General features: G+C 56.3%; 8 protein-coding genes. 6 read left to right on the top strand and 2 right to left on the bottom strand.

Annotated elements, in window-relative coordinates; all coding sequences use genetic code 11:
- Nucleotides 1-16: 16 nt before the first annotated feature.
- Both M4951_RS13605 and M4951_RS13600 read right to left on the bottom strand, forming a co-directional pair.
- On the bottom strand, nucleotides 17-1,462 hold the full coding sequence (locus tag M4951_RS13605) for a sigma-54-dependent transcriptional regulator (protein ID WP_262022199.1): 1,446 nt from the start codon (nucleotides 1,460-1,462) through the stop codon (nucleotides 17-19).
- 284 nt (nucleotides 1,463-1,746) lie between these two features.
- Nucleotides 1,747-3,312 (bottom strand): alginate export family protein, encoded by a 1,566-nt coding sequence (locus M4951_RS13600; protein ID WP_262022198.1) that lies wholly within the window; start codon nucleotides 3,310-3,312, stop codon nucleotides 1,747-1,749.
- Between the two features lie 459 nt (nucleotides 3,313-3,771).
- Between M4951_RS13600 and M4951_RS13595 the strand changes: the two genes are divergently transcribed.
- From M4951_RS13595 to M4951_RS13570, 6 genes are all read left to right on the top strand, one after another.
- Nucleotides 3,772-5,265 (top strand): CmpA/NrtA family ABC transporter substrate-binding protein, encoded by a 1,494-nt coding sequence (locus tag M4951_RS13595; protein ID WP_262022197.1) that lies wholly within the window; start codon nucleotides 3,772-3,774, stop codon nucleotides 5,263-5,265.
- Nucleotides 5,266-5,327: 62 nt separating this feature from the next.
- Nucleotides 5,328-6,887, top strand: coding sequence for an ABC transporter permease (locus M4951_RS13590; protein ID WP_262022196.1), 1,560 nt, complete (start codon nucleotides 5,328-5,330; stop codon nucleotides 6,885-6,887).
- On the top strand, nucleotides 6,884-7,768 hold the full coding sequence (locus tag M4951_RS13585; RefSeq protein WP_262022195.1) for an ABC transporter ATP-binding protein: 885 nt from the start codon (nucleotides 6,884-6,886) through the stop codon (nucleotides 7,766-7,768). Before M4951_RS13590 ends, M4951_RS13585 begins: the two co-directional genes overlap by 4 nt.
- Nucleotides 7,769-7,789: 21 nt before the next feature.
- Nucleotides 7,790-8,707: an ABC transporter ATP-binding protein gene (locus M4951_RS13580; RefSeq protein ID WP_262022194.1), complete on the top strand. Its 918-nt coding sequence runs from the start codon at nucleotides 7,790-7,792 to the stop codon at nucleotides 8,705-8,707.
- Between the two features lie 219 nt (nucleotides 8,708-8,926).
- A complete protein-coding gene (locus tag M4951_RS13575) occupies nucleotides 8,927-9,751 on the top strand; it encodes a hypothetical protein (RefSeq protein ID WP_262022193.1) in 825 nt (274 codons plus the stop codon).
- Between the two features lie 10 nt (nucleotides 9,752-9,761).
- Nucleotides 9,762-11,372, top strand: a complete 1,611-nt coding sequence (locus tag M4951_RS13570; protein WP_262022192.1) for a DmsC/YnfH family molybdoenzyme membrane anchor subunit — start codon at nucleotides 9,762-9,764, stop codon at nucleotides 11,370-11,372.
- Nucleotides 11,373-11,374 lie beyond the last annotated feature (2 nt).

Here is an 11,374-nt window from a genome sequence, read left to right as displayed (position 1 = left end):
AACGGGGTTTTTGTCATCAGGCCGTCGCGAGAAACTGTTCGATCTCGAGGCCCAGATAGTTGATTTTCTTTCGCAAACTCGTCCGGGTGATCCCTAACAAACGAGCAGCGTGCGCTTGGTTTCCTCCGGTTTGCCGCAGGATCAGCGAGATCAGATGGCGTTCCATCTCAATAACCGCCTCTGAATATATGTCATTCGACTTGCTCGATATCCGTTCGTCAACAAAATGTTCCCAGTTTGTATCAAGCGCCTCCCCATGCGTGCGGTCGACGCCATGTTCGCGCAGCGCTTTGCGCAAATAGTCTCCAGCGATGACGGCGCCTTGGGATTCGATCATGGCTCTTCTCAGTACGCTCCGTAGTTCAGCGACATTGCCGGGCCAACTATATTCGGTGAGCAACCGCAATGCTTCGTCGGATGTGCGAACCGCTCCCATATTGGTGATGCGTTCGACTCGGCTGAATTGACCCACAAAATGATCGACTAGCAACCGTAAATCGTCTTCACGTTCGCGGAGCGGAGGCAACTTAATGATAAATCCGCTCAGCAAGTAATAGAGGTCGGGGCGCAAGCGACCTTCGGCCACCAGTTCTTCAGCGTCATAACTGGTGGTAAAGAAGATCGTGACGTCACTATGGATCGTCTCGTCCCCACCGAGTCGCTCGAATCGCTTCTCTGTCAAGTAGCGGAGCAACTTGCTTTGCAGTGCGTGCGGAATCGCGGCGATCTCTTCTAGCAGGATGGTCCCTTTGGAGCATTGTTCGAATTTGCCGATCCGGCGACTCAGGACGCCAGGCATTGCATTCGGCTCGTGTCCCAGTAGTTCGCTTTCCAGCCAATGAGCGGTGAAGTCAATGCAGGAGATTTTATGGAAGGGGCGATCAGGACGTTGCCCATGTTGATAGACGGCTCGCGCGACCAGTTCTTTACCGGTTCCGTTTTCGCCTTGCAGCAAGACCGGAACATCGTGTGCCGCGGCGCGACCGATCGCTTTGTAGACTGATTGCATCGCCGAGCAAGCGCCTACCAAACGATCCCCACCTTCGGCTAATTCGCTTTGCGAGGGCAACTGCACCGGCATCAACATCAGATGCCGGCTTTCGAGCGCTTCCAGCGTTTTTTCGGCGATCGTTTCTGGCGCGAACGGCTTGGTAAGAAAATCAAACGCCCCCAGCTTCATCGCTTCGATCGCGAGATCACTCGACGAGCGCGCCGTCGCGAACAGGATCGGCAGACGCGAATCGATCGCCTGAATCTTTTCGATCAATTCGATTCCAGAGCAGTCGGGCAGCACCTGATCGAGCAAAACGACATCGGGTCGTCGCTTCTCCAGTAGCTGCAGCCCCGAAGCGCCGCAATCAGCCGAACAAAATTCAATGGCGAAACCGCTGAGGGCTTCCTGAACGATGATGGCGACGCCAGGATCATCGTCGATCACTAGCATTCGCATGGGACGTCGCACTCCGTCAGCTCCGCTCAAGAGATTTCAAACCGGTCTCCTTCGAGACGACTCATTTGAAATTCTTCTATTGCAAGTCGCGTGCCGATCAGGTGATTGTTGTTTGTTCGTCGAGATTCTCCCCGGTATTTCGTACTTTGGCGGATGACCGAACGCGGCGGCGAAACGACAAGAAGCCGGTTTTTGCCCAAGTTTCAGGCAATCTGTGCGTTAAAAAGAAGACGCCCAACGGGTCTTGGAGTGGACTCGCGGGCGTTGATCAATGCGTAGGAAGGCATCTTTTGGGTTTAGAATCGAAGCGAGTATTGGGCCCAAAAGAAGTCAGCGTCACCCTTGTAGGGAAAGTCGGGGTTCGCGGCGTTCTCGAAGAACGAACCGGTGAAAAAGTGGCTATAACCCAGGACCAGGTCGGAGTGAGGCGAGATCGTGTAGGAGGCCATCAGGTCGAGTTCTTGCCCCAAGTATTTGGATCCGCCGGTGAAGGGGTTCGTCGGATTGGTTCCCAGCGGAGTCATGACAACGCTGTAGGCGGCGTCTTCATCGTTTTGGCGATTGAAGATGTGCCACCAGGCGAGCAGCTTCAGTTTCGGATCGGGCGCCGCCGTAAGCAGGAAGTTGATGTCCGTAATATTGCGACGACCAAAGATGTCCATGAAGCCCAAGTATTTGTGCGCGAGCGGGAACAGATGATCGTAACCGTTGCCGATGGTCGAATCGCCGGAAGCCCAGTCGTAGTAGGTCCAAATCGTCGGTTTCCAGCAGATGTCTGAGAACTCATGCCCCAGGCCTAACGTGTAGAATCCGGCGCTATGATCGTTGTCGGTGAACGTACCAAACTGCACGGCGGCTTCCGCTTCGTAGAGTAGTTCGCCTCGTTTGCCCTTCAGACGCGAACCAAGCGTCTGGTAGTTGAACGGGCGAGCGTTGTTCTCGTAGGCGAGCCAATAGAGGTCGAGCGTCTGGTCCTTCTTGCCCTTGTAGGTAGAGTAGATTCCGTAGAACGCTTGATCGTAGTTCGGCGTGTCGAATGTGTCTCGCGTCGGAAAAATCGGGCGAACGCCGAAAGCGTCAACATCCCAGTTCGATCCTCGGTAGAAGACCTTCGCGCCTTCAAAGGTTCGGCGCGTGTTCGCCCAGTCGAGCGGCGAAACGGTTCGTTGCGCTCCGTAGAGGAGTTCTTGGCGTCCGTAGCGAGCCCAGTATTCGCCTTCGCAAGTTTCGAGGAACTTGATGTCCGCAAAGCAGTTTTGCAGATTCCAATAGTTTTCTTCAATCGGGCGCGGTGCGAAATCTTCAAATTCGCTGGTCGCATGAAGCATTTCGGCGTAGACGCGGGCCCAATCATTGATTTGATAGTTTCCATAGACCCGCAGTCGTTGCAGCAAGAAATTATCGTCGCGACCGGTGGGGCCGAGTCCGCGGAAGTTGTTTTCGTTATGGTAACGAGCTCGGTATTCGCCGCCGAGATCGAAGACGCCGCAATCTCCGACGCAGATGCGTTTGAAGTTTTCGCCGAGATGCCAATCGTCGTAGCAGGGGTCGCACAGATACGAGAAGTTATTTTCGTAGTAGACCCCTTTGTACGCGCCGGCGACTTGGGCGGCTAACTCCTTCTTTTTCTTTTCATCGCAGACGACCGGGCTGCCGGCGGTCGACTCCAAGTAGTCCATCGATTGGATGGACTCCATGTTCTCGGTCGTTTCGGCCGTGACGCCTTCGAGATGGACGCTCGTCAAATCGGACGGCGAAACGAAGGAGTAAGGCTCTTCCGCCTGCAGACCGCTTCCCCCAAACAGGAGTCCAGCAACGACTGCGATTTGCAGCCAGTACCGGGTTTGTAAGTCGATGAACATGAAAATGACCTGGATCGCAAGGAAACGTCGGGGTGGCCATGCCAATTGGCCACTTAAGGCAAGGTTCGGAAATGTCAGCGATAAAAATTGACGGAAACTCTTGTGGCCCTGGAAGTTTGCCTAGCGTGAAGTAATCGCCGACAGCAGTGAGCACCATGAGACCAGGGGTGGCCAGGGAATGCGCAGTTTTCTCCTGGCAGACTGCAACCTGGGAGTGCATGGCATGCCGGGAATGAACGCAAGTGGGGCAATGCGGCGCCTATGGTGAAGAGGGTGGGGTACCTGTCACAAGCATCCGCATAGATTGGATTTACGTCATTTGTAAATCGTGCATTCGCCGGACGGCACGCCGCTTGCGATAGAGCTATCGGCAACGAAATCGACTCTATGTCGAACCTTTAGTGCGCGATCCGTTAGAGGTCGAGCCTTCAGCGCCGAAGTCACCCCGGGATCTTTTTCATGCGACGTCATCGAATCTCTCCTTTCGCAGCGATGTTTTGGTTAGCCTGCGCCGGCATGGTGATTTGCGGCTGCGGACAACAGCGAAGCGGTCCAAGTCTGCAAGATCTCGATATCGATGCATTAGCGGCGGAAGCGACTGCCGCGATGAAGGTCTTAGGGAAAGAGAAGCCGAGTTCGTTGGGAGCGGCCAAGAGTGATCGTCCTGCTTCCTTGCGGCTTGAAAAGACAAAACTGAAGTTTGGCTTCATAAAGTTGACCGACTGTGCTCCGCTGGTCATCGCTAAAGAGCAAGGTTTCTTTGCGGACGAAGGCTTGCAGGTCGAGATCGAAGCGCAGCCGAACTGGAAAACGCTGCTAGAACGGGTGATTAGCGGCGAGTTGGATGGCGCTCACATGTTGTCAGGGCAGCCGATCGCCTCGACGATCGGAATTAACGGCGAAGCGCATGTGATCACCGCTTTTACGATGGATCAGAACGGTAACGCGATCACCGTCGCGAATTCGATCTGGGAGGAGATGCAGAAAGCCGATCCGGCCCTCCAATCGCCGCAACCGAAACATCCGATCTCGGCCGACGCTTTGCGTCCGGTCGTCGCAGCACGCAAAGCATCAGGCGACCTGCTGAAGATGGGGATGGTTTTTCCCGTCTCGACGCACAATTACGAGCTTCGCTACTGGTTAGCCGCTTCCGGAATTCATCCCGGCATGTACACGTCAGCCGATACGACCGGCGTGACCGATGCGGAAGTGTTGCTATCAGTAACGCCGCCGCCGATGATGCCGCAAGTGATGGAAGTCGGCACGATCCAAGGCTATTGCGTTGGTGAACCTTGGAACCAACAAGCGGTGGTCAAAGGGATCGGCGTACCGGTCGTCACCAACTATGACATCTGGAAGAACAACCCGGAAAAGGTGTTTGGCGTTACGAAAGCATGGAATGATGAAAACCGCAACACGCACGTCGCGGTCGTAAAGGCGCTGATCCAAGCCGGAAAATGGTTGGACGAAGCGGATGCCCAAGGAAAATTCGTCAACCGCGAATCAGCGGTGCAACTGCTGTCGAAAGCAAACTATGTCGGCGCCGATGTCGATGTGATTCGCAATTCGATGACCGGTTACTTCTACTTTCAAAAATCGGACAAACGAGAATTGCCCGACTTCAACGTCTTCTTCAAAGATCACGCAACCTACCCCTGGTATAGCGACGGCGTCTGGTTCTTGACGCAGATGCGCCGCTGGGGACAGATCACCGAACCGAAGTCGGCCGCGTGGTACGACGAGACCGCCAAAAAGATCTACCGACCTGACATCTATCGGGAAGCGGCCGAGCGGCTGATCCGCGAAGGAAAGCTGGATCGTTCCGAAGTTCCCGAGGCCGACACCGACGGCTACAAGCCGCCGACGGCGGAGTTTATCGATGGAATCTCGTACGACGGTCACGATCCAATCGCCTATCTCAACGCGCACAAGATCGGCAACAAAGACGAATAGTTCGTTGCGCCAGGCAGTCGTCAAGAAGATTTTGCCCCCCGATTACCCCTCAAGAATTCGCGATGAAATACAAAATCATTCGTTTGTTGGATGTCGCCGGCTTGAACTGTTTTGAGCCGGTCGTCCGGCTCTGCTACGGCGAAGAACCGCGGCAGCAGGTGCGGAAGATCGGCCTGTTTATCGTCGCGCCGGTGGTCGTATTCGCCCTGTTCATCGGAGCCTGGGCGGCGATCGCGCCTTTGATCAAAACCAAAGCCGGTAGTCTTCCTTCGCCGGTTGATGTCGCCGGTTCGTTGGTCGACGTCTATGAGTTTCACTGGCGCGAGTACGCCAAGAAAGCGGACTTCGCCCGCACCGGCGATGATCGAGACACGACCCTGGCTCTGGTCACGCAGCAGTTGGCCGACGCGACCGAACGCAAGTTGGTGGTCGAATCGGAACTTGCCGAGCTGACGGCGACGCTGGACGCCGAGACGGCTGCAACGCTGCAGAAGTACGAAACAGCAATCGATAATCAATCGATCGTCTACCAAGCGGCGCAAGTCGAGCGGGAGCAAGAGTTGCACCAACTGGGGAACAAGCTGGAGGTCTCTCAGGATGGGCCGCGCGAGCAATACGTCGCCGCAGTGCGTGAGCATCAGACCTTATCGGCCCGCGAGTCGACCCATCTGAAAGAACTGCGATCTGACCTGGCGGCGATCCGCAAATCGACGACGCCGCAATTTGCGGCGCTGCTGAGCGAAAAGAACGATCTGGATCAAGAGACGCAATTTCTCGACAAGCGAGCTTCGTTGCTGAGCGATGGAAATCGACGTAACAATGTCGCCAGTGCAGCGCTGACGCTCAAAAATGCAGACGCTGCGTTAGCCGCGGCCGATCCCGCTCAGCGCTATGACGCGACCCTCAACTATCTTGGCGCCGAAGAACGTGTCCTGTCGAGCGCCGGCGCGATCTACGCCAAACCTCCAACCTTCTTTGATCAGGTCTTCACCAGCATCGAGTGCGTCTTTGTCGGCTTTCTCTTCGCGACGGCGATCGCAATTCCGATCGGCGTCCTCTGCGGATTAAACAAAGTGATCATGGCCTCTCTATCGCCGCTCATTTCGCTGTTTAAACCAGTTTCGCCGATCGTTTGGCTGCCGATTGTCTTTATCGTCGTGGGCGGGTTTATCGAACGTCCGGATGAAGCGTGGGTCAAACCTGCGTTTTTGAGTTCCGCGATCACAGTCGCCCTTTGTTCGCTCTGGCCCACGCTAGTGAACACCGCGTTGGGAGTTGCGTCGATTGACAAGGATCATTTGAACGTCGCTCGCGTGTTGCGGCTGAGCATGTGGGATCGCTTGACGAAAATCGTGATCCCTTCGGCGTTGCCGCTGATCTTTACGGGGCTGCGGATTTCGTTGGGCGTCGGCTGGATGGTGTTGATCGCCGCCGAGTTGCTCTCGTCCAGTCCCGGTTTAGGCAAATTTGTCTGGGACATGTTTAACAACGGCTCGTCCGACACATTTTCCCAAATGCTGCTTACAGTGTTTGTTGTCGGCGTCGTCGGTTTGTTGTTGGATCGCATCATGATCGTGTTCCAACGCTTGGTCAGTTTTGATGGAGGCGCAACCGCCCTATGATCCGCAACGCCAACATTCCCGGCGACGATGCAAATCAGCCGCCGGTGCTGGAACTGCAAGATGTGACCGTCTCCTTCGGGATGGGAGCGGAGGCATATGTCGTTCTGGACGAGGCCTGCTTAAAGGTCGAAGAAAACGAATTCGTCGTCGTGATTGGATATTCCGGCAGCGGCAAGTCGACGCTGATTTCGACCTTGGCCGGACTGACGACGCCGACTCGCGGCTCTGCGTTGTACCGAGGAGAACCGATGCCGGCGCCGGGCCCTGACCGCGGAATTGTGTTTCAGAACTATTCGTTGTTGCCATGGCTGACCGTGGTCGGCAACATCGACCTGGCCGTTAAACGCTTGCGTCGCGATCTGACCGGGAGCGCAAGACGTGACTACGTGCAAAAGTATGTCGACATGGTCAGCTTGACCGGCTCGGAAAAGAAATATCCGAGTGAACTCTCGGGCGGTATGCGGCAACGGCTCTCACTCGCGCGCACCCTTTCGATGCAGCCCGAAGTGTTGCTGTTGGACGAACCGTTGAGCGCCCTCGACGCGTTGACCCGTAGCGTTCTGCAAGACGAAATCATTCGACTGTGGGAAGAAGACCGTCGCACCGTGGTGATGGTCACCAATGACGTCGACGAAGCGGTGTTGATGGCCGATCGGATTGTCCCGTTGACGCCGGGGCCTGGGGCGAAATTGGGACGCGAGTTTGACGTTACGCTGCCGCGACCGCGAGACCGGACCACGCTGAATTTTGATCCTGAATACAAACATTTGCGCAACGAAGCGACGCGGTACATGTTGCAACTGAGCGCCGATAAAAAAACGCGAACTGAAACGCGGCGGTTTACGCTGCCGGATCTTGTGCCAGCCAATTTGGGCGCCTAGTCCCTCAGCAAGGAAATCGTCATGTCCAACGGCGGCGAACAACGCTACGTCGAGCTTTTTCGGCTCTCGAAGGCGTATCCCAATCCGTACGGTGATCGCGTCACGGTCGTCGACGGCTTCAACCTGATTATGAAACGGGGGGAAGTCGTCAGTTTGATCGGGCACTCTGGGTGCGGTAAGTCGACGGTCCTCACCATGGTAGCCGGGCTCAACTCGATCACCGAGGGGAGCGTCGTTCTGTCTGGCAAAGAGATCTCGTCCGCCGGTCCCGATCGCGCGGTCGTGTTTCAGTCTCCATGCTTGTTGCCTTGGATGACGGCGATTCAAAACGTGCGACTCGGCGTTGATCGCGTTTTCGCCCATGGGACGCGTCAGCAGCGGAAAGAAATCTGCGAGTACTATCTCGATGCGGTCGGCCTGGCGGACTCGATGGACAAGTATCCTCGCGAGTTGTCTGGCGGCATGCAACAGCGTGTCGGCATCGCTCGCGCGATCGCGCTGAAACCCAAGATGCTGTTGTTGGATGAGCCGTTCGGACGACTTGACTCGCTGACCCGCATGGAGCTGCAGGATGTCATTTTGAAGATTCTCGATCGCGAGAAGATTACGACGATGCTGGTGACCCACGACGTGGACGAAGCGATCTATATGGCCGATCGAATCTGCATGATGACGACCGGCCCGATGGCCCGCGTCGGCCAAATCTTAGACATGCCGTTCGAGCGTCCGCGTCAACGCGAGGAAGTGCTGGAAGATCCGCTGTACTACGACTTGCGCGGCTGCCTGGTTTCGTTTTTGGAAGAACAGGATCGTCGTAAGCATCGTCCAGCGCCTGCTCCCACAATCGCTGAATCGGATGCGACGAAGTCGAACGACGCGTCGGAAGAAGCCGACGCACAGATTTTGAAAATGCGTTTTTCTGAATCGATTGGCCACTAGACCGCAGCGCCAGTTTTGAAGTTATCCATGAAGAAAATTTGGCTGACATCTCTCTTCGTAGCCCGTTGCGCAAGCGAGGGAAAATCGCTCGGCGATTCAAAATTGGATCGCAGTAGCCGACCGCATTTCCCTCGCTTGCGCAACGGGCTACGAAAAAAACGGACGCTGGCGCACGCCGAAGCGTAACCAACCGACAGAACCAATAGGGAAATTGTCCCCATGCAAATCGATACCATGAGCATGCTGCAAGCGGTGCGTGTTTCCGCCGTGGATGACGCCGAATCGGCTGGGTGGACGATCGACGCGACCGGCGATTGGTCGGTTCGCGGCGATCAGAACGTGAGCGTCGGATTTCAGCAAGAGCGAGGCATTTGGCTCGAAGATATCGGCGACCAGGTCTATTTGGCCTTTCCTTGCGCTACCAGCGAATCGTTGCGCGGCGTTGTGGAAATGCTGTTTCAGCTGCCTGAAGATGCGATCGGCGCCTTTGAAGTCTGGAAACGGGACGATCGAGATGAACTAAGTTTGGCTCAGGGGATCTATCGTAGTCTCGACTATATCGAGCGCATTACGCCGTATGTCCGCTTCCCGCGTCGTTCGGGGTTACCGGGCGAAGTGTGGGAAAACCGCTTGGCCGCCTGCGTCAATCATTTGGGAACCTCCCCCAATTTCATGCGCTCGGCCGGCGCCCGCTCGGCAGGGCTCGACTTTGGCGTGGGGCTCCCTTTCATGAAGTCCGAATTTGAGCTGGCGAGCGTGCTGCTCGTGATGGGCTCTTACCGATTGCCGCTCTTCTCGGCGGTCGAGGTCTGGCTGCTGGATAGCGAAGGTGTCGGACTAGAGCGGAAACATCGGATTGCGATGGAAGGAGCGGACGAGACGCCCTCGAAACTACGGTTAAGCGAAGGGCTCGTTGGCTACGTGGCCGCCGCCAGATTCCCCAAGCTGATGTTGGTCGGCGAAGGCTCTTCACAGACCTGGCAAGTCGCCTTCCCGCAGTTTGTTGGCAATCGCCTGGCTTCGGTCGTTTGCGTGACGCTGTAAAGGAATATTGATGGCGAGCGTATTACAACCTGACAAGCCGAAGATCACCGACGGCTTTGACCTGATTCAGTTTTTGCTCGTTGAGCAACAGGATCTGACTGCCGTCGAACGATTTTCGCAGCGGCATGCCGACGCGACGGCTCCGTTGATGGCGCCCCTTTATCGAGAACTGTTGCCCGCCGCTGCGCCAAGTGCTGGAGAGCAATACGCCTTCGAAGTTGATCTTGACGCTTGCTCGGGCTGCAAAGCTTGCGTCGTCGCTTGTCACAATCGAAACGGCTTGGAAGAAGAAGAGACCTGGCGCAGCGTCGGACTACTCCAAGCCGAAGATGAGTGCGCGACGCTGCAGCATGTGACGACTGCGTGTCATCACTGCGCCGACCCCGGCTGTCTGAAGGGGTGCCCGGTGAAAGCGTACGACAAGGATCCCGTCACCGGCATTGTGGTCCACTTGGATGACCAGTGCATCGGCTGCAAGTATTGCACGATGATGTGCCCTTACGACGTGCCGCAGTATAGCGAAGCGAAGGGCATCGTGCGGAAGTGCGACATGTGTCGCCAGCGGCTCGATGTCGGCGAAGCGCCTGCCTGCGTTCAGGCATGTCCCAATCAGGCGATCCGCATCACGCTGGTCCGTCAAGCAGACGCACGCGCGGCCGGAGAGCGGGGAGAATTTCTCGACGGCGCTGCTCACCCGGCGACGACCGCTCCGACCACGCAATTTGTGGGCGCAGCGCGAAAGGTGAAGTTGGCTTCCGGCGATCAGTTTTCACTCCGACTCAACCATGGTCATCTGCCGCTGGTCGTACTGCTGGTCTTCACCCAGTTGTCGGTCGGCGCCGCGCTGGCCGGTTGTCTGCTGCCGACGCAGAGATTGGGCTTGTTCTTACTCGCGACGATTTCCTGCATGCTGGGACTCGCCGCATCGGGGCTCCATCTTGGGCGACCCTTTTACGGCTATCGCGTTTTTCTGGGATTAAGAACCTCTTGGCTCAGTCGTGAAGCGGTCATTTTTGGCAAATACTTTCCCTTGATCGCGTTGGCCACTGCGTCGATCTGGTTTCAGCAATACCTGATGTTTGGCGCGATCGCCGCCTGGCTCGGCGTCGCCGTCGGTCTGGTGGGGGTCTTTTGCAGCATCATGATTTATGTCGCGACGCGACGCCCAGTCTGGGGCCTACTTTGGACAGGCGGTCGATTTGGCGGAACGGTTGTATTGCTGGGGCTCTCAGCAGCGATTGTCGCCGCCAGCGGCGATCGTCGGCTCTTGTTTCCGCTTGTGATGTCGCAGATCACACTGACTGTCGTACGAGCAATTTTTGAACGGCAATTCATGGAACGCGCCGATATGAGTTTCGCGAATCCGTTTACGCGAACCGTCTCTCTTTTAACGCGAAAGTTGCAGTATCCCCTGCAGGCGCGCAACTGTTTGTGGGCTGGGGGCGGAATTATTTTATCGATCGGTTGTTTAACGGCTAGCGATCCCGCGGCGTCGCAGGCAATCGCCGCTGTCAGCTTCCTGTTGTTAACGGCGGCGGAGCTGATCGATCGGTATTTGTATTTTGCTGCAGAATCGACCCCCAGCATGCCGGGCGTCGCTCGTGCGGGAGATCATGGATGAGC

The sequence above is a fragment of the Blastopirellula sp. J2-11 genome, assembly GCF_024584705.1.
In the GTDB taxonomy this organism is placed as follows: domain Bacteria; phylum Planctomycetota; class Planctomycetia; order Pirellulales; family Pirellulaceae; genus Blastopirellula.
Note: the sequence above shows the minus strand (reverse complement) of the source record. Positions and strands in the feature narration are given on the sequence as shown.